Raw genomic sequence first — 19,521 nt, 5'->3', positions numbered from 1 at the left:
CATCACCGCAGGCACAGCAGCCGGCGCAGGCAGGCCCATCCAGCGCACCGGGACCCGGGAGCGGCGCGGACCGGGAGGGACCGGTGAGCTCGCCGCCGCCTCCCACGACGACCCTCAACGGCGCGTTGCGGGCCCATCCTTCGTCGGGGGCGCTGCCCCGGCCGCCGTCCTCCGGCGGCGGGGCGGGCATGGTCCCCCAACTCGTTCTGGCCCTGGTGTGCGCGGGATACGCCGTCGGTTCCGCGCTCGGCTGGGGTTCGGACGAACTCGCGTTGATCATGGGCGACTTCGGGCTGAGCGCCGCGGCCGCTGCCGCCGCGGTCTCGTGCTTCCTGTACGCCCGCAGCCGCCGGATCCGCTTCCGGCCGGCCTGGCTGCTGTTCGCCCTCTCCTCGGTGATGGCGTCCCTCGGCAATCTGGTCTGGGGGTGGTACGAGGTCGTGCTCGAGCGGCCCGTGCCCAGCCCCAGCTACGCGGACGGCTTCTTCCTGTGCTTCGCCCCGCCCGCCATCGTGGGGCTGCTGGTGCTCGCCAAGCGCCCGGTGACCCGGGCCGGCTGGGTCTGCCTCGGCCTCGACGCCTGGCTGATCGGCGGCTCCCTGCTGACGCTGGCGTGGAGCCTGGCCCTCGCCCAGACCGCCGCCCAGTCCGAGGCGACGAGCGTGTCGCACACCGCGCTGTCGCTGGCCTACCCGCTGCTGGACATCGCGCTGGTCAGCATGGTGCTGGCGCTGCACTTCCGGCGCTCGTCGGTGAACCGCACCGCGGTGAACACCGCGATCGGGGCACTCGCCCTGACCGTGATGTGCGATGCCCTGTTCACCTCGCCGCTGATGAACAGCAACTACCGCTCCGGCCAGCTCCTCGACGCGGGCTGGTTCGCCGGCTCGCTGCTGCTCGCCTACGCCCCCTGGGCCTCCCCCCGGGGCGGCGACACGGAGCGGCAGGAGGGCGAGGGCTACACGCGCGTGGTGCGCGAGCACCTGCCGGGACAGCGGGGCGGCGGCAGCCACCACCACCTGCCCCCGCAGGGAGGTGATCACAGCCGGTTCCCGGCGGCCCGGCCGATCGCCGGCTCGCTGGCCGCCCTCACGCCCTATCTCGCCGCCGCCGTCTGCACGCTGGGGATCCTCTACAACGTCCTCAACGGCCGCAGCGTCGACCGCGTCGTGCTCATCACCGGCGGCACCGTCGTGCTCGCCCTCGTGGTGCGCCAGGGCATCATGCTGCTCGACAACATCACCCTCACCCAGGAACTGGCGCAGAAGGAGAACCACTTCCGCTCCCTGGTGCAGGGCTCCAGCGACGTCATCATGATCGCCGCGCCGAACGGCATCCTGCGCTACGTCTCCCCGGCCGCGGCCGGCGTCTACGGCCGCCCCGCGGAGGAGTTGGTGGGCACCGAACTGGCCAACCTCATCCACCCGGAGGACCTGGGCTGCGTGGTGCACGAGGTGCGCCGCTTCCTCGCCGCCAGCCCGCACGAGGAACCCACTACGCGCATCGAGTGCCGCTTCCGCTCCGGCGACGGCGGCTGGCTGAACGTGGAGTCCACCGTCAACCGCCACCACGGCGGCCTCATCTTCAACAGCCGGGACGTGACCGAGCGCGTCCGCCTGCAGGCGCAGCTCCAGCACAACGCCGAGCACGACCCGCTCACCGACCTGCCCAACCGCGCCCTGTTCACCAAGCGCGTGCAGCAGGCCCTGTCCGGCCGCCGCGCCTCCGACCGTGGCGCCGCCCTGCGCGGCACGGCCGTCCTCTTCATCGACCTGGACGGCTTCAAGGCCGTCAACGACACCATCGGGCACCAGGCCGGGGACGAACTGCTCGTGCAGGCCGCCCGCAGGCTCCAGGAGGCGGTCCGGCACGGGGACACCGCCTCCCGGCTCGGCGGCGACGAGTTCGCCGCGCTGATCGTCGGAGACGGCACCCGTGACCGGTCCGCCCGCGAACGGCACATCCTGGATCTCGCCGACCGCCTCAGGCTCACGCTGTCGCAGCCGTACGTCATCGACGGCAACGATGTCCGGGTCGCCGCCTCCATCGGCGTCGCGTTCGCCGAGCCGGGCCTGGGCGCGGGCGAGCTGCTGCGCAACGCCGACCTCGCGATGTACCGGGCCAAGGCGTCCGGAAAGGGCCGGGTCGAGCTGTACAAGCCGCAGATGCAGCAGGACGTCGTACGCAAGGCCGAGCTGGCCACGCGCCTGCGGGCCGCGCTGCACGACGGCGAGTTCGCGCTGCTGCACCAGCCGGTGGTGTGCCTGGAGGACGGCCGGATCACCTCGGTCGCCGCCCAGGCGCGCTGGCGGTCCTCGCAGGGCGTGCTGTTCACGCCCGCCGAGTTCCTGCGGGTCGCCGAGGACAGCGACAAGACCGCCGAGCTGGGCCGCTGGATGCTGGAGGAGGCCGTGGAGCAGGCCGCCGAGCGCGCCGCCACCGGGCTCTCGGTGCCGGTGACCGTCCGGATCAGCGCGCGCCGGCTGCTGGACCGCTCGATGCCGCCCGACTCGATCGAGGCCCTGCTCACCCGGTACCGGCTGCCGTCGGGTTCGCTGGTGATCGAGCTGGCCGACACCGACGTACGGGGCTCGCTGGACGAGCTGGAGCGCCGCCTGGGCGCGCTGCGCAGACTCGGCGTGCGGATCGCGCTGGACGGCTTCGGCAGTGGCGGCGCGGCGATCGCCGCGCTGCGCAGGCTTCCCGTGGACGTGCTCAAGGTGGACCGCGGCCTGGTCGAGGGCGTCGTGGAGTCCGCGCGGCTGCACAAGATCACCAGCGGGCTGCTGCGGATCGCCGCCGACCTGGGGCTGCAGTCCGTGGCCGAGGGTGTGGACCTGCCCGAGCAGGTGGTGGCGCTGCGGGCGATGGGCTGCACCCACGGCCTGGGCATGGCCTTCTCCGGTCCGGTGGACGAGTACCGGCTGCGCCGGGCGCTCGCCTCCGGCCGCTACCCGGTCCCGCACGGGCCGGGGGAGCCGGCGTTCGCGGGTGTGCGGGAGCCGCAGGGCCGGGGGGTGCCCGCCGTTCTCGGAGGCGGCGGCACCCGTCGCTCACATAATGAGACTCCCGTCCCACCACCTTGACACGCGGTGCGTGCCGGGGGGAGGGTCAGTGCCATGCGCACCCGAATTCTCGTACTTGGAAAGCGCGTCGGCTGACGCTGAGCCCTTGACCGCTCAGCGACCCACTCCCGGCGCGCTCCCCTCGCTTGCCTGACGGCACGAGGGGTTTTTTGTTGCACCAGCAGCAGTCGTACACCGTACAAACTTCGCAAAAACCCTCAGCATCGAGAAGAGAATGCCGATGACCGAGCAGGCCACCGGGGCCCATCATCCGCAGCCGCGGCCCCGTTCCGGAGGACAGCCGTCCGCCCCCGAGCACGTCACGGGTGCGCAGTCCCTCATCCGCTCCCTCGAGGAAGTCGGGGCCGACACGGTGTTCGGCATTCCCGGTGGTTGCATCCTTCCGGCGTACGACCCGCTGATGGACTCCACCCGCGTGCGTCACATCCTGGTGCGCCACGAGCAGGGCGCCGGTCACGCGGCCGAGGGGTACGCGTTGGCCACCGGCAAGGTCGGTGTCTGCATGGCGACCTCGGGCCCCGGCGCGACCAACCTCGTCACGCCGATCGCCGACGCGCACATGGACTCGGTGCCGATGGTCGCGATCACCGGCCAGGTGGCCTCCAAGGCGATCGGCACGGACGCGTTCCAGGAAGCGGACATCGTCGGCATCACCATGCCGATCACCAAGCACAACTTCCTCGTCACCAAGGCCGATGACATCCCCCGGGTGATCGCGCAGGCGTTCCACATCGCCTCCACCGGCCGCCCCGGCCCGGTCCTGGTCGACATCGCCAAGGACGCCCTCCAGGCACAGACCACCTTCTCCTGGCCGCCGGTCATGGACCTGCCCGGCTACCGTCCGGTCACCAAGCCGCACGCCAAGCAGATCCGCGAGGCGGCCAAGCTGATCACCTCCGCGAAGCGGCCCGTCCTCTACGTCGGCGGCGGCGTCCTCAAGGCCAAGGCCACCGCCGAGCTGAAGGTCCTCGCGGAGCTCACCGGAGCGCCCGTCACCACCACCCTGGTGGCGCTCGGCGCCTTCCCCGACAGCCACCCGCTGCACGTGGGAATGCCGGGCATGCACGGATCGGTCACCGCCGTCACCGCGCTGCAGAAGGCCGACCTGATCGTCGCCCTCGGTGCCCGCTTCGACGACCGCGTCACCGGCAAGCTGGACAGCTTCGCCCCGCACGCCAAGATCGTCCACGCCGACATCGACCCGGCCGAGATCGGCAAGAACCGCGCCGCCGACGTGCCGATCGTGGGGGACGCCCGCGAGGTCATCGCCGACCTGATCCAGGCGGTCCAGAAGGAGCACAACGACGGCCACCAGGGCGACTACAGCGCCTGGTGGAACGACCTGAACCGCTGGCGCGAGACCTACCCGCTCGGCTACGACCAGCCCGAGGACGGCTCGCTGTCGCCGCAGCAGGTCATCGAGCGCATCGGTCAACTCGCCCCGGAGGGAACGGTCTTCACCGCGGGCGTGGGCCAGCACCAGATGTGGGCCGCGCATTACATCGAGTACGACAAGCCCGCGACCTGGCTGAACTCCGGCGGCGCCGGGACGATGGGCTACGCGGTCCCGGCCGCGATGGGCGCCAAGGCCGGCGCACCGGACCGTACGGTCTGGGCGATCGACGGCGACGGCTGCTTCCAGATGACCAACCAGGAACTGGCCACCTGCGCCCTGAACAACATCCCGATCAAGGTCGCCATCATCAACAACGGCGCCCTCGGGATGGTCCGCCAGTGGCAGACCCTCTTCTACAACCAGCGCTACTCCAACACCGTGCTGCACAGCGGCCCGGAGGCGGACGGCAAGCAGCCCAGCGCGGGCACCCGCGTCCCCGACTTCGTCAAGCTGTCGGAGGCCATGGGCTGTTACGCGATCCGCTGCGAGGACCCGGCCGACCTCGACAAGGTGATCGAGGAGGCCAACTCCATCAACGACCGCCCGGTCGTCGTGGACTTCATCGTCCACGAGGACGCGATGGTGTGGCCGATGGTCGCCGCCGGCACCTCCAACGACGAGATCCTGGCCGCCAGGGACGTCCGCCCCGACTTCGGCGACAACGAAGACGACTGAGCGAGAGAGACGCAGAGAAAATGACCAAGCACACGCTCTCGGTCCTGGTGGAGAACACGCCCGGCATCCTGGCGCGGATCGCCGCCCTGTTCTCCCGCCGCGGCTTCAACATCGACTCGCTCGCGGTCGGTGTCACCGAGCACCCCGACATCAGCCGCATCACCATCGTGGTCAGCGTGGCCGACCTGCCGCTGGAGCAGGTGACCAAGCAGCTCAACAAGCTCGTCAACGTGCTGAAGATCGTCGAGCTGGAGCCCGGTTCGGCCGTGCAGCGCGAACTCGTTCTGGTGAAGGTGCGCGCCGACAACGAGACGCGCTCCCAGATCGTCGAGATCGTCCAGCTGTTCCGCGCCAAGACCGTCGACGTCTCCCCGGAGGCCGTCACGATCGAGGCCACCGGCTCCAGCGACAAGCTGGAGGCGATGCTGAAGATGCTGGAGCCCTTCGGCATCAAGGAGCTCGTCCAGTCCGGCACGATCGCGATCGGACGCGGAGCACGCTCGATCACGGACCGCTCGCTGCGCGCCCTCGACCGGTCGGCATAACGACGGATGCGGGCGGCCGGGGACACCGGCCGCCCGCATACCGAGACCCCCGAACTTCCCTTCCGCCCGCCGTCATACGGTGGGACGCAACACCTGCACACAAGGAGAGAACCCAAAGTGGCCGAGCTGTTCTACGACGCCGACGCCGACCTGTCCATCATCCAGGGCCGCAAGGTCGCGGTCATCGGTTACGGCAGCCAGGGCCACGCCCACGCGCTGTCGCTCCGTGACTCGGGTGTCGACGTGCGCGTCGGTCTGCACGAGGGCTCCAAGTCCAAGGCCAAGGCCGAGGAGCAGGGCCTGCGCGTGGTGACGCCGGCGGAGGCCGCCGCCGAGGCCGACGTCATCATGATCCTCGTCCCGGACCCGATCCAGGCCCAGGTCTACGAGGAGCACATCGCCCCGAACCTGAAGGACGGCGACGCGCTGTTCTTCGGCCACGGCCTGAACATCCGCTACGGCTTCATCAAGCCCCCGGCCGGCGTCGACGTCTGCATGGTCGCCCCCAAGGGCCCGGGCCACCTGGTCCGCCGCCAGTACGAGGAGGGCCGCGGCGTTCCGTGCATCGCCGCCGTCGAGCAGGACGCCACGGGCAACGCCTTCGCGCTCGCCCTGTCGTACGCCAAGGGCATCGGCGGCACCCGCGCCGGCGTCATCAAGACGACCTTCACCGAGGAGACCGAGACCGACCTGTTCGGTGAGCAGGCCGTCCTCTGCGGTGGCACCGCCGCCCTGGTCAAGGCCGGTTTCGAGACGCTGACCGAGGCCGGCTACCAGCCCGAGATCGCGTACTTCGAGTGCCTGCACGAGCTGAAGCTGATCGTGGACCTCATGTACGAGGGCGGCCTGGAGAAGATGCGCTGGTCGATCTCCGAGACCGCCGAGTGGGGCGACTACGTCACCGGCCCGCGGATCATCACCGACGCCACCAAGGCCGAGATGAAGAAGGTCCTCGCGGAGATCCAGGACGGCACCTTCGCGCAGGCCTGGATGGACGAGTACCACGGCGGTCTGAAGAAGTACAACGAGTACAAGCAGCAGGACTCCGAGCACCTGCTGGAGACCACGGGCAAGGAGCTGCGCAAGCTCATGAGCTGGGTCGACGAGGAGGCGTAAGCCGCATGTCACGGGGTCGGAGCGGTCGCTCCGGCCCCGTTGTCCACCACGTCCAGCCACGGACGGGTGATCCTTCCGCTGCGGCGTAAGACGCCTCGGCCCGCAGCACTACACTTCTCGACAACATACGCGTCAGGCCCACAGCGTCGTGCGTCTTCCACGCGGCAAGCCCCTCCACCGCCAGCGGCCGTCGGGACGGCCGTCCGCAATGGACATGTGAGGACTCACGTGAGCTCGAAACCCGTCGTACTCATCGCTGAAGAGCTGTCGCCCGCCACCGTCGACGCGCTCGGCCCCGACTTCGAGATCCGCCACTGCAACGGCGCCGACCGGGCCGAGCTGCTCCCGGCCATCGCCGAGGTGGACGCGATCCTGATCCGCTCGGCCACCAAGGTCGACGCCGAGGCCATCGCCGCCGCGCACAAGCTGAAGGTCGTCGCACGAGCCGGCGTCGGCCTGGACAACGTCGACGTCTCCGCCGCCACCAAGGCCGGCGTGATGGTCGTCAACGCCCCCACGTCCAACATCGTGACCGCCGCCGAGCTGGCCTGCGGCCTCCTCGTCGCCACCGCCCGCCACATCCCGCAGGCCAACGCCGCGCTGAAGAACGGCGAGTGGAAGCGCAGCAAGTACACGGGCGTCGAGCTCGCCGAGAAGACCCTGGGCGTCGTCGGCCTCGGCCGGATCGGTGCCCTGGTCGCCCAGCGCATGTCCGGCTTCGGTATGAAGGTCGTCGCCTACGACCCGTACATCCAGCCCGCCCGCGCCGCGCAGATGGGCGTCAAGGTGCTGTCGCTGGACGAGCTGCTCGAGGTCTCCGACTTCATCACCGTCCACCTTCCCAAGACCCCGGAGACCGTCGGTCTCATCGGCGACGAGGCGCTGCGCAAGGTCAAGCCGAGCGTCCGCATCGTCAACGCCGCGCGCGGCGGGATCGTCGACGAGGAGGCGCTGTACTCCGCCCTCAAGGAGGGCCGGGTCGCCGGTGCCGGTCTCGACGTGTACGCGAAGGAGCCCTGCACGGACTCCCCGCTCTTCGAGTTCGACCAGGTCGTCGCCACCCCGCACCTCGGTGCCTCCACCGACGAGGCGCAGGAGAAGGCCGGTATCGCCGTCGCCCGCTCGGTGCGGCTCGCGCTCGCCGGTGAGCTGGTCCCGGACGCGGTGAACGTCCAGGGCGGTGTCATCGCCGAGGACGTCAAGCCGGGCCTGCCGCTCGCCGAGCGCCTCGGCCGGATCTTCACCGCGCTCGCCGGTGAGGTCGCGGTCCGCCTCGACGTCGAGGTGTACGGCGAGATCACCCAGCACGACGTCAAGGTGCTCGAACTCTCCGCGCTCAAGGGCGTCTTCGAGGACGTCGTCGCCGAGACGGTCTCCTACGTCAACGCCCCGCTGTTCGCCCAGGAGCGCGGCGTCGAGGTGCGGCTGACCACCAGCTCGGAGTCGGCCGACCACCGCAATGTCGTCACCGTGCGCGGCACGCTCGGCAGCGGCGAGGAGGTCGCGGTCTCCGGCACCCTGGCCGGCCCCAAGCACCTCCAGAAGCTCGTCGCGGTCGGCGACTACGACGTGGACCTCGCGCTCGCCGATCACATGGTGGTGCTGCGCTACGAGGACCGTCCGGGTGTCGTCGGCACCGTGGGCCGGGTCTTCGGCGAGGCGGGCATCAACATCGCCGGCATGCAGGTGTCCCGCGCGGTCGCCGGCGGCGAGGCGCTGGCCGTGCTGACGGTGGACGACACGGTGCCCTCCGGGGTGCTGGCGGAGGTCGCCGAGGAGATCGGGGCGACGTCCGCCCGTGCGGTGAACCTGACCTGACGCCACTGCCGCTCAAACGCCGGACGCGCTGAGGTCTCTCGGCTCGTCCGGCGTTTCGCATGTCTGCTCCCGCACCTCGATCCGCCGCAGGGTGAGCGCCGCCAGTACCGCCGCCCCCGCCAGCACCACCGCCCCCGCGACCGCCGCCCCCTGCATCCCGCTGGTGAACGCCTCCCGCGCGGCCGTGGCGAGGCCCGGCACCCGGTCGGCGACCGCCAGTGCCCCGCCCAGCGTCTCGTGGGCGGGTGCCGGGGCCGAGTCCGGGATCCCGTGGCGGTAGACCGCCGTACCGATGGAGCCGAGCAGGGCCATGCCCAGCGCGCCGCCGAACTCGGCGCCGGTCTCCATCAGGGAGGACGCCGAGCCCGCCCGTTCCACCGGGGCGGCGCCCATCGCCAGGTCCATGATCTGGGACATCACCACGACCGCGCCGACGGCGAGCACCGCGCACCCGGTCAGCACCAGCCACAGCGAGTCGGTACCGGCGAAGGACAGCAGCCCGAAGCCCGACGCGGCGATCAGGAAGCCGCCGGTGACCACATGGGCCCGGTCGGCGCCCTTCTGCACCAGCCGGGTACCGATCGGTGCCGCCGCCCCGATCGGCACCGACGGCAGCAGCGCCCACAGGGCCGCCTCCAGCGCGCTCTTGTCGAGGACGGACTGCAGGTACTGCGTGGTGAAGTACGCCGAGCCCATGATGCCGAACGCCGAGACGAGGTTCAGGGCGACCGCGGGGGCGAAGCCCCGGCCGCGGAACAGGGCGGGGGAGATCATCGGGGAGGCGGCCGTGCGCTGGCGGTGGACGAAGAGCGTCGCGAAGAGCAGGCCGACGGTGACCGAGACGACGTAGCGGACGTTCCAGCCCTCGGAGGGGATCTCCTTCAGGCCGTAGATCACGGGCAGTACGGCCGCCATCGACAGCGGGACGCTCAGCAGGTCGAAGCGGCCGGGCTCGGGGTCCTTCGACTCGGGGAGCAGCAGCGGGCCGAGGAGCAGCAGGAGCGCCATCGCGGGCAGGTTGACCAGGAACACCGAGCCCCACCAGAAGTACTCCACCAGGACCCCGCTCAGCACCGAACCGAGCGCCACCCCGGCCGTCATGACGCCGGACCACAGCCCGATCGCCTTCGCGCGCTGGCCGGGGTCGGTGAACATCGTGCGGAGCATGGCCAGCGTCGAGGGCATCAGGGTCGCGCCGCCGATGCCGAGCACCGCGCGGGCCGCGATCAGCATCCCGGCGTTGTTGGCGTAGGCCGCGGCCAGTGAGGCGGTGCCGAAGGCGGCGGCGCCGATCAGCAGGAGGCGGCGGTGGCCGATGCGGTCGCCGAGCGAGCCCATCGTCATCAGCAGGCCGGCCAGGACGAAGGCGTAGATGTCGAAGATCCAGAGCTGCTGGGTGCCGGTCGGTGCCAGGTCGGCGCCGATCGCCGGGACGGCGAAGTAGAGGACCGAGACGTCCATCGACACCAGCAGCAGCGGCAGCATCAGCACGCCGAGCGCGGTCCACTCACGGCGGCCCGCACGGGTGGGGGACAGGGGGTTGATTGTCATGGCGGGGAATGTACACACGTATAAAACGTCCGTCTATGACGAGTGTATAGGACGGACGTATGGACCGAGGGTAGGCTGTCCGTCATGGGACACCGTGAGGATCTGCTCGAAGGCGCCAAGCGCTGCCTGCTGGCGAAGGGGTTCGTGCGGACGACCGCGCGCGACATCGTCAGGGAGTCGGGGACCAACCTGGCGTCGATCGGCTATCACTACGGCTCGAAGGACGCGTTGCTGGCGCAGGCTTACGTGGCGCTGGTCGAGGAGGTGGGCGACGCCTTCGAGGGCGACAGGGCCGCGGGGATTACCGCGGAGCCGGGTTCGGTCGAGCGGTTCCAGCAGGTGTGGTCGAACATCATCGCCACCATGCGCGAGCCCGGTTCGCTGTGGCGGCTCAGCATGGAGATCGTCGTCATGGGCGACCAACTCCCGGAGGTCCGCGACCATCTGGCGGTGGCTCAGCGGGAGGCCGGGCGCGGTCTGATTCCGCTGCTCATGGGCGGGCGCGAGGAGGACGTCGAGGACGGGACCGCCGACACCCTCGGCATGTTCTACGTGACCCTCATGACGGGCCTCATCGCCCAGTGGACCTTCGACCCGAAGACCGCGCCGGGTGCGGAGCAGCTCACCGAAGGGCTGCGCCAGGTGATCGAGGCCGCCACCCGGAACTAGGGAGGCCGACTACAGCCGCGCCCCCTTCAGCGCCATGTGCAGCAGCAGCCGGTCCTCCCCGTCGTCCAGGTCGAGACCCGTCAGCTGCTCCACCCGGGACAGCCGGTAGTAGAGCGTCTGCCGGTGGATCCCGAGCTCGGCGGCCGTGCGCGCCGCCTGTCCCGCGCGGTCGAGGTAGACCTCGGCGGTGCGCGCGAGTTCCCGGTGCGCGGGGGAGAGCAGCGGGGCCACCGCCGGATCGAGCGCCGTCCCCGGCGGCAGCGCGGTGAGCAGGCGGTACGGACCGATGCGGGCCCACTGCGCGACGGGCCCGAGCCGCGGCTCGGCCAGCACCGCGCGCGCCGCGGCCGACGCCTCCCGCCAGGCCGCCCCCAGCTCCCCGAGCCCGGCCCGGGCGGCCGCGATGCCCGCGCCCCCGGGTCCGCCCACCCGCTCCAGCAGCCGTCCGGCCGCGGCGGTCGCCGGAGTCAGCACCTCCGGGGAGCGCAGCCGGATCAGCAGCGCCAGCGAGTGGGCCGTCGCCCCCCACGGCACCGTGCACAGCGCCGTGGCGCCCGGCACCGTGCGCACCGAGGGGGCGTCGTCCGGGTCGGCCGAGGGCCAAGGGGCGACGCAGACGACCGTGTGGAGGGAGTCGGCGCGTACGCCGAGGGCGGTGCGGAGTTCGGCGACGGCCATCTCGCGCTGCCAGTCCCGCTCGGCGGTGAGGACGGCCCGCAGCTCACGGGTGAGGTCGGCGCCGTGCTGGGCCTCGTCTGCGAGCAGGGCGCCGATGCGGACGGTGACGTCCATCGCGGCGGCCAGCCGGCGGTCGGTGGGCCCCGGGTCGTCGTCCAGGAGCCAGACGTAACCGAGGACCACGCCCCGATGACGTACCGGCAGACAGATCCGGCCGCGGTAGACGCCGGCCTCCGGGGTGGGCGGGATGCGGACGGGGGCGCTCGCGCGGGTGATGCCGAAGCCCTCGAACCAGGCGCGGACGGCGGCCGTGGAGCGGCGGGTCAGGATCGAGCGGGTGCGCACGGGGTCCAGCGCGGAGGCGTCCAGCTCGTCCTCACTGTCATAGGCGCCGAAGGCGATCAGCTCGAAGTCGCGGTTCTCCAGGGTCGCCGGGGCGCCCAGCAGCTCCGAGATCTCGTCGACCAGCTCCTGGTAGTCACCCTTGAATTCCGACGTCACCCGGGCATTCTCCCGCATTTTCCGAGGTGCCTCATACATCTGTATGAGATCTGCGGCACGGATGCGTGACAGCTGTCGATGGCCGAGGATCGGAGGGATCCTTAGGTTTCACGGTGGTTCTCCGTGCCGTACCCGAACCGTTGGGATACGGCCTGTTTCTGATGGTTGTGGAGGTGCCCCGTGCTGGGTCCCGTGATTCTCGCCGCGTCGCGCAGCGACCGGATGCGACGTCTCGTCTCGGCCGCTCCGGTCACCAAGCAGGTCGTCGACCGGTTCATCCCCGGCGAGACCGTGGACGAGATCGTCCCGATCGTCGAGGACCTCACGGCCAAGGGCCTGGAGCTGACCATGGACGTGGTCGGCGAGGACATCACCACCCCCGCGCAGGCCGAGGCCGCCCGCGACGCCTATCTGGCGCTGATCGACCGGCTCAAGGGGCTGGAGCTCGGCACCCGCGCGGAGATGTCCGTGAAGCTGTCGATGTTCGGCCAGGCGCTGCCCGGCGGCCACGAGCTGGCGCTGGCGAACGTCCGCCCGGTGGTGGAGGCCGCCGCCGCCATCGGCACCACGGTCACCCTGGACGCGGAGGACCACACGACCCTCGACTCGATGTTCGCCATCCACGAGGAACTGCGGAAGGACTTCCCGCAGACAGGCTGCGTGATCCAGGCCTACCTGTTCCGCACCGAGGCCGACGCCCGCCGCCTGGCCGCGAACGGCAGCCGGGTGCGCATCGTGAAGGGCGCCTACAAGGAGCCCGCCGAGGTCGCGTACCAGGACAAGGCCGAGATCGACAAGGCGTACGTCCGGATCATGCGCATCCTGATGGAGGGCTCCGGGTACCCGATGATCGGGTCCCACGACCCGCGTCTGATCTCCATCGCCCAGGAGCTGGCCCACCGCGCCGGGCGCAAGCTCGACGAGTACGAGTTCCAGATGCTCTACGGCATCCGCGGCGACGAGCACCTGCGCCTGGCCGCCGAGGGCCACCGGATGCGCGTCTACACCGCCTACGGCACCGACTGGTACGGCTACTTCATGCGGCGCCTGGCGGAGAAGCCGGCGAACCTGCGCTTCTTCGTCCGCAGCATGCTCACCCGAGGCTGAGACATGACGTACGCAGAGACTTCCCCCTGCTGGGGGTCCGGGGGTCGGCCCCCGGGAAAGCACAGCATGCGGCGTTTGGCGGAGAAGCCGGCGAACCTGCGCTTCTTCGTCCGCTCGATGGTCACCAAGGGCTGAGCCCGAAACACCCGCTCACGTACAAGGAGTTACGGATCTCATGGACGCTGTGACCCAGGTCCCCACCCCCGTCAACGAGCCGGTGCACGGCTACGCCCCCGGCTCGCCCGAGCGCGCCCGGCTGGAGGCCAAACTCAAGGAGCTGGCCGACAACCCGATCGACCTGCCGATGACCATCGGCGGCGAGAAGCGGATGGGCGGCGGCGAGCGTGTCGACGTCGTGCAGCCGCACAACCACAAGGCCCGCCTCGGCACCTTCGCCCACGCCACCCGGCAGGACGCCCAGGACGCCATCGACGCCGCCCTCGCCGCCGCCCCGGCCTGGCGCGCGATGTCCTTCGACGACCGCGCGGCGATCATCCTGCGCGCCGCCGAGCTGCTGGCCGGCCCCTGGCGCGAGACGCTGGCCGCCTCCACCATGCTCGGCCAGTCCAAGACCGCCCAGCAGGCCGAGATCGACACCCCCTGCGAGCTGGTCGACTTCTGGCGCTTCAACGTCAAGTACGCCCGTGACCTGCTCGCCGAGCAGCCCCCGGCGAACTCCCCCGGCGTGTGGAACCGGCTCGACCACCGCCCGCTGGAGGGCTTCGTCTACGCGATCACACCGTTCAACTTCACGGCCATCGCGGGCAACCTGCCCACCGCCCCCGCGCTCATGGGCAACGTCGTCGTGTGGAAGCCGTCCCCGACGCAGACCCACGCCGCCGTGCTGCTGATGCAGCTGCTGGAGGAGGCGGGCCTGCCCAAGGGCGTCATCAACCTCGTCACCGGTGACGGCATCGAGGTCTCCAAGGTCGCCCTGGAGCACCGCGATCTCGCCGGTATCCACTTCACCGGCTCGACCAAGACCTTCCAGTACCTGTGGAAGACGGTCGGCAACAACATCGAGAAGTACCGCACCTACCCGCGCATGGTCGGCGAGACCGGCGGCAAGGACTTCGTCGTCGCCCACCCGAGCGCCGACCGCGCCATCCTGAAGACCGCGCTGACCCGCGGCGCCTTCGAATACCAGGGCCAGAAGTGCTCGGCGACCTCCCGCGCCTACATCCCGGCGTCGATCTGGAACTCCGGTTTCAAGGAGGAGTTCACCGCCGAGGTCGACTACCTCACCATGGGTGACGTCACCGATCTGGCGAACTTCATCGGTGCCGTCATCGACGAGCGTGCCTTCGCCAAGAACAAGGCCGCCATCGACCGCGCCAAGTCCGACCCGTCCTGCACGATCGTGGCGGGCGGCTCCTACGACGACTCGGTGGGTTACTTCGTCCGCCCGACCGTCATCGAGTGCGACGACCCGGCGAACGAGGTGTTCACCACCGAGTACTTCGGCCCGATCCTCGCCGTGCACGTCTACGAGGACGACAAGTACGAGCAGATGCTGACCCAGATGGAGTCCGCCTCCGACTACGCCCTCACCGGCTCGGTCATCTCCAGCGACCGCGCGGCCACCGCGTACACCATGGACAAGCTGCGCTACGCGGCCGGCAACTTCTACATCAACGACAAGTCGACCGGTGCCGTCGTCGGCCAGCAGCCCTTCGGCGGCGGGCGGGCCTCCGGCACCAACGACAAGGCCGGCGCCCCGCAGAACCTGATGCGCTGGACGCTGACCCGCGCGATCAAGGAGACGCTGGTCCCGCCGATCGACTACACGTACCCGCACATGGGCTGATCGCCGACAGCCTCGAACGGGCCGGGTCCTTCGGGATCCGGCCCGTTCGCGTGCCTGCCGTCTCAGATAGTAGGAAGTCCGAGTAATTGTGGAGACAGAAGCGTCCCGCTCCCTTAACTTTGTAGGAGCCGAACGTCTCGCTCGATCAAGCGAATGGCGGTCGTGAGCCGGGCCCCGTGCAGGCAACCCCTGCGGCCACCGCTCCCCGCTGGGGGCACCTCCCACGCCCATTAGGCAGTGGGGGAGTCTCGTACCCCTCTTCCGCACTCCAGGTTTCTCGAAGGAGTCGATTTCCCATGGCCGAGACGACCGCCCGCCGAGTCCGTCACCTCCCCCGCTCCAGCGAGTCCGACCGCAAGAACGCCGCCGCCGCCCTCCAGCGCGCGCTCGACCGCCGTGACAACGGCGGCGCCACCGGCCACTGAGCCGGACCGCACACGCCGGGAGCCGCACCCGCGCGAGGTGCGGCGCGGGGTTCACGCGCCGCGCCGCACCTCGAAATGGTCGACGCGCTTGCCGTCGTGGGCGAGGGCGGACACCTTCAGCCGCGCACCGGCCCCGCTGACCGCCTCCACCTTCAGGACCGAGAAGCCCCGGTAGCGCACGCGGGACCACTCCACGGTCTCCCGCTTCACCGACCGCGACCTGGTCCACCGGAAGGTGTCCACCGACTCGCGGTCCTTCACCCGGCCCTCGTAGCTCTCCTCGACGCCCGCCGGGAAGCCGTACAGATCCTTGCCGCCTCCGCCGGCCGTGACGTACACCGTGCCGTCCCGCGCCGGGTCGGTCGCCGCGCCGATCGGCACCGGGCGGCCCACCTCGCCGTTCTTGATGGCGTCGGTCCGCTCGTAGACATGGTTGTGGCCGTTGATCACCAGATCCACCCGGTGCTCGGCGAACAGCGGCAGCCACTCGGCGCGCACCCCGCCGTCCGAGGCGTGCGTGGACGTCGAGTAGGTGCAGTGGTGGAAGAAGACGACGACGAAGTCCACCGCCGCCGACGCCCGCAGCTCCCGCAGCCGCCCGGCCAGCCACCTCGTCTGCCGGCCCCCGGTGTACCCGAGGTTCGCCGGGATCTCGTACGACACGTCGTTGGCGTCCAGCGCCACGAAGCCGACGTTGCCGTAGACGAAGGAGTACACCCCCGGCGCGGTCCGCGGGTCGAAGCCGCTCTCCGGGAGGCTGAAGCGGGCCACCTGGCCGCCGTAGCCGTCGGGGGAGTACCAGGCCTCCATGTCGTGGTTGCCGGTGGTCACCATCCACGGCACGGTCTTGGCGACCGGCTCGTTCTGCTTGAGGAACAGATCCCAGAACCCGGGGTCGTAGCCGTCCGATTCCTCGCCCCGGCCTTTGACGTTCGCGTAGCAGATGTCGCCTGCGTGCAGATGGAACGCCGGGTCCTGACGCAGCAGCAGCTGGTCACCGGCCTCGGCCGCGTCGCTGACGCCCTGGTCGCCGAAGGCCGTGAACGCGAAGGACTCCGGGTTCGCGGGCGCGGTACGGAAGGAGGCGACGGTGGAGCGGTGCGGGGGCGCGGCCGGGTCGAAGCCCTCGTGGCCCACGCCGTAGTAGTACGTCGTGCCCGGCAGCAGGTCGTCCAGGGCCGCGTGCACGTAGTACTGCTCCAGTGCGAGGCGTACGCCCTCCACGCCCGGCGTGTGCAGGGCGCGGATCTCGGCCTCCACCTTGCGGCCCAGCTCGTCCGGGCGGGCGCCGATGCGTATGTACGGCTTCCCGACCGCCGCCGGGACCTGCCAGGAGATCCGCATCTGGGTGCGCGGGTCGGCGCCGAAGGCGAGATGGCGGCCGAAGGGCCTGACCGCCGAACCCGGCACCTTCGTGGTCGCGGACCGGGACGGGGCCGAGGAGGCGGTGGTGCCCGCACCCGAGCAGCCGGTCAGCGCTCCGCCCGCCACCGCGCCCGCCGTCACCAGCGCGCGGCGTCGGGCCAGCTTGGTGCGCGCGTACTCGTACTGCTCGGCCATGCTCATCTGGCGCGCGAGCCGCGGCGGAATTCCGACGTCGGGGAGGTCCATGACGGAGAACTTCCCAGCGAACCCCAACACCCGTGGGTCGTACGGGTGAACGGCAGCCGACACGATGGAGTTGCCGCCGCTCGGCTGTCCGCATCGCGGACATGGCGTGTCATCCCATGGGACGAGGAGTAGGGTGCTGCGCATGTCGGCTAGCTCTCGCATCCTCAATCTGGCAGTGATCCCCGGTGACGGCATCGGGCAGGAAGTCGTGGCCGAAGGCCTGAAGGTCCTCTCCGCCGTCCTCCCGCAGGATGTGAAGCTGGAGACCAAGGAGTACGACTTCGGCGCCCGGCGCTACCACGCCACCGGTGAGACCCTCACCGAGGCCGACGCCGAGGCGCTCAGGAAGCACGACGCCATCCTGCTCGGCGCGATCGGTGACCCCACGGTCCCGTCCGGCGTGCTGGAGCGCGGCTTCCTGCTCAAGCTCCGCTTCCTCTTCGACCACCACGTCAACCTGCGTCCGTCGAAGCTCCTCCCGGGCGTGGAGACGCCCCTGAAGGGCCAGCCGGCCATCGACTTCGTGGTCGTCCGCGAGGGCACCGAGGGCCCCTACACCGGCAACGGCGGCACCATCCGCAAGGGCACCCCGCACGAGGTCGCCACCGAGGTCTCCGTGAACACGGCCTTCGGTGTCGAGCGGGTCGTCCGGGACGCCTTCGCCCGCGCCCAGGCCCGGCCGCGCAAGAAGCTCGCGCTGATCCACAAGAACAACGTGCTGGCCTTCGCCGGTCACCTGTGGACCGACGTCTTCAACCGGGTGGCCGCGGAGTACCCCGACGTCACCACCGAGTACATGCACGTCGACGCCGCGACCATCTACCTGGTCACCCAGCCCGAGCGGTTCGACGTCATCGTCACCGACAACCTCTTCGGCGACATCATCACCGACCTCGCCGCGGCCGTCTCCGGCGGCATCGGCGTCGCCGCGAGCGGCAACATCAACCCCTCCGGCGAGTACCCCTCGATGTTCGAGCCGGTGCACGGCTCCGCGCCCGACATCGCGGGCCAGGGCAAGGCCGACCCCACCGCCACGGTCCTGTCCGTCGCGCTCATGCTGCGCCACCTCGGCCACGACACCGAGGCCGCCCGGATCGACGAGGCGGTCGCGGCCGACCTGACCGCGCGGGTCGGCAAGCCCGCCCGCAGCACCTCCGAGATCGGCGACGCGCTCGCCGTACGAGTAGCCGGCTGACCCGTCGCGCCACTCGAAGCCGCCGGGTCTCTCCAGCACCCGGCGGCTTCCGCATGTCCCCGCCGGGTGTCACCATCAACCCCTGGGCCGCATTCACGCCGTTTCTTCCACGGCTCCCCGCGCGCGATAATCGAACGCGGAGCCGCGGAATGAGGGAATGCTCGGACGTCCTAGCACTGGCCACTGACAGTACTGGCGCGACCGCGGCCCGCCACAACCAAAACCGGTGAAGGACAACCACTCATGACGACGCCCACGATCGAGCTCAAGCCCTCCGCCAGCCCGCTCGCCGACGCCGAGCGCGCGGCGATCCTGGCCAACCCGGGGTTCGGCCGCCACTTCACCGACCACATGGTGACCATCAAGTGGACCGAGGGCCGCGGCTGGCACGACGGTCAGCTCGTCCCGTACGCGGCGATCTCCCTCGACCCGGCCAGCATGGTGCTGCACTACGCGCAGGAGATCTTCGAGGGCCTGAAGGCCTACCGTCAGCCCGACGGCACCGTCGCCACCTTCCGCCCGGACAAGAACGCCAAGCGCTTCCAGGAGTCCGCCCGCCGCCTCGGCATGCCCGAGCTTCCGGTCGAGACCTTCATCGAGGCGTGCGACGCGCTCGTCGCGCAGGACGTGGCCTGGGTCCCGGAGCACGGCGGCGAGGAGTCGCTGTACCTGCGTCCGTTCATGATCGCGACGGAGGTCGGGCTCGGTGTGAAGCCGGCCAACGACTACCTCTTCCTCGTCATCGCCTCCCCGGCCGGCGCCTACTTCCCGGGCGGCGTGCAGCCGGTCTCCATCTGGGTCTCCGAGGACCACGTCCGCGCGGTGCCCGGCGGCATGGGCTACGCCAAGACCGGCGGCAACTACGCCGCGTCCCTGCTCGCCCAGGCGGAGGCCGCCGCGAAGGGCTGCGCCCAGGTCTGCTACCTCGACGCGGTCGAGCGCAAGTGGGTCGAGGAGCTCGGCGGCATGAACCTGTACTTCGTGTACGGCGACAAGATCGTCACGCCGGCCCTCACCGGGTCCATCCTGGAGGGCGTCACGCGCGACTCGCTGCTCTCCGTCGCCCGTGACCTCGGCTACGAGGCCGAGGAGGGCCGGATCTCCGTCGACCAGTGGCAGCGCGACTCCGAGAACGGCACCCTGACCGAGGTGTTCGCCTGCGGTACGGCCGCCGTCATCACGCCGGTCGGCACGGTGAAGCGGACCGGCGCGGAGTGGACGCAGTCGGGCGGGGAGCCCGGCGAGGTCACCATGCGGCTGCGCCGGGCCCTCCTGGACATCCAGCGCGGCACCGCCGAGGACGAGCACGGTTGGATGCACCGGCTCGCCTAGGCCTTCCCG

General features: G+C 70.7%; 14 protein-coding genes. 11 read left to right on the top strand and 3 right to left on the bottom strand.

Annotated elements, in window-relative coordinates:
- The first annotated feature begins 83 nt into the window (after positions 1-83).
- The 5 genes from ACWD11_RS21675 to serA all read left to right on the top strand — a co-directional run bounded on the left by ACWD11_RS21675 (position 84) and on the right by serA (position 8,636).
- The gene (locus ACWD11_RS21675; protein WP_389414806.1) at positions 84-3,086 is read left to right on the top strand and encodes a putative bifunctional diguanylate cyclase/phosphodiesterase; all 3,003 of its coding nucleotides are present in this window, start codon (positions 84-86) and stop codon (positions 3,084-3,086) included.
- A 214-nt stretch (positions 3,087-3,300) separates the two neighbouring features.
- Positions 3,301-5,157 carry an acetolactate synthase large subunit gene (locus ACWD11_RS21670; protein WP_389414805.1) on the top strand — a complete coding sequence of 619 codons (1,857 nt, stop codon included), beginning with the start codon at positions 3,301-3,303 and terminating at the stop codon, positions 5,155-5,157.
- 20 nt (positions 5,158-5,177) lie between these two features.
- Positions 5,178-5,702 (top strand): acetolactate synthase small subunit, encoded by a 525-nt coding sequence (gene ilvN, locus ACWD11_RS21665; protein ID WP_383313593.1) that lies wholly within the window; start codon positions 5,178-5,180, stop codon positions 5,700-5,702.
- A gap of 117 nt (positions 5,703-5,819) precedes the next feature.
- Positions 5,820-6,818, top strand: coding sequence for a ketol-acid reductoisomerase (gene ilvC, locus ACWD11_RS21660; protein ID WP_389414804.1), 999 nt, complete (start codon positions 5,820-5,822; stop codon positions 6,816-6,818).
- A 228-nt stretch (positions 6,819-7,046) separates the two neighbouring features.
- Positions 7,047-8,636: a phosphoglycerate dehydrogenase gene (gene serA, locus ACWD11_RS21655; RefSeq protein WP_451284809.1), complete on the top strand. Its 1,590-nt coding sequence runs from the start codon at positions 7,047-7,049 to the stop codon at positions 8,634-8,636.
- Positions 8,637-8,648: 12 nt separating this feature from the next.
- Here serA and ACWD11_RS21650 read toward each other — a convergent pair whose 3' ends face one another.
- On the bottom strand, positions 8,649-10,187 hold the full coding sequence (locus ACWD11_RS21650) for an MFS transporter (RefSeq protein WP_451284807.1): 1,539 nt from the start codon (positions 10,185-10,187) through the stop codon (positions 8,649-8,651).
- An 84-nt stretch (positions 10,188-10,271) separates the two neighbouring features.
- Between ACWD11_RS21650 and ACWD11_RS21645 the strand changes: the two genes are divergently transcribed.
- Positions 10,272-10,856: a TetR/AcrR family transcriptional regulator gene (locus tag ACWD11_RS21645; RefSeq protein WP_389414802.1), complete on the top strand. Its 585-nt coding sequence runs from the start codon at positions 10,272-10,274 to the stop codon at positions 10,854-10,856.
- Between the two features lie 9 nt (positions 10,857-10,865).
- On the opposite strand, the gene ACWD11_RS21640 is transcribed toward ACWD11_RS21645, so the two are convergent.
- Positions 10,866-12,053: a PucR family transcriptional regulator gene (locus ACWD11_RS21640; RefSeq protein WP_389414801.1), complete on the bottom strand. Its 1,188-nt coding sequence runs from the start codon at positions 12,051-12,053 to the stop codon at positions 10,866-10,868.
- Between the two features lie 162 nt (positions 12,054-12,215).
- Between ACWD11_RS21640 and ACWD11_RS21635 the strand changes: the two genes are divergently transcribed.
- The 3 genes from ACWD11_RS21635 to ACWD11_RS21625 all read left to right on the top strand — a co-directional run bounded on the left by ACWD11_RS21635 (position 12,216) and on the right by ACWD11_RS21625 (position 15,374).
- Positions 12,216-13,142 carry a proline dehydrogenase family protein gene (locus ACWD11_RS21635; RefSeq protein ID WP_451284805.1) on the top strand — a complete coding sequence of 309 codons (927 nt, stop codon included), beginning with the start codon at positions 12,216-12,218 and terminating at the stop codon, positions 13,140-13,142.
- 175 nt (positions 13,143-13,317) lie between these two features.
- Positions 13,318-14,949 (top strand): L-glutamate gamma-semialdehyde dehydrogenase, encoded by a 1,632-nt coding sequence (pruA, locus tag ACWD11_RS21630; RefSeq protein WP_451284803.1) that lies wholly within the window; start codon positions 13,318-13,320, stop codon positions 14,947-14,949.
- Positions 14,950-15,245: 296 nt separating this feature from the next.
- Entirely contained in the window at positions 15,246-15,374 is a 129-nt protein-coding gene (locus ACWD11_RS21625; protein WP_389414798.1) for a hypothetical protein, read from the top strand.
- Between the two features lie 51 nt (positions 15,375-15,425).
- Here the strand turns inward: ACWD11_RS21625 and ACWD11_RS21620 are convergent, their stop codons facing one another.
- Positions 15,426-16,985 (bottom strand): purple acid phosphatase family protein, encoded by a 1,560-nt coding sequence (locus ACWD11_RS21620; RefSeq protein WP_451284801.1) that lies wholly within the window; start codon positions 16,983-16,985, stop codon positions 15,426-15,428.
- Between the two features lie 142 nt (positions 16,986-17,127).
- Between ACWD11_RS21620 and ACWD11_RS21615 the strand changes: the two genes are divergently transcribed.
- Together ACWD11_RS21615 and ACWD11_RS21610 are read left to right on the top strand one after the other, a co-directional pair.
- Entirely contained in the window at positions 17,128-18,180 is a 1,053-nt protein-coding gene (locus ACWD11_RS21615) for a 3-isopropylmalate dehydrogenase (RefSeq protein WP_389414796.1), read from the top strand.
- Between the two features lie 243 nt (positions 18,181-18,423).
- Complete coding sequence (locus ACWD11_RS21610; protein ID WP_451284799.1) at positions 18,424-19,512, top strand: branched-chain amino acid aminotransferase; 1,089 nt, start codon at positions 18,424-18,426, stop codon at positions 19,510-19,512.
- Positions 19,513-19,521 lie beyond the last annotated feature (9 nt).

Source organism: Streptomyces sp. NPDC002776, from assembly GCF_053592195.1.
This window is presented reverse-complemented; position numbering and strand designations above follow the sequence as displayed.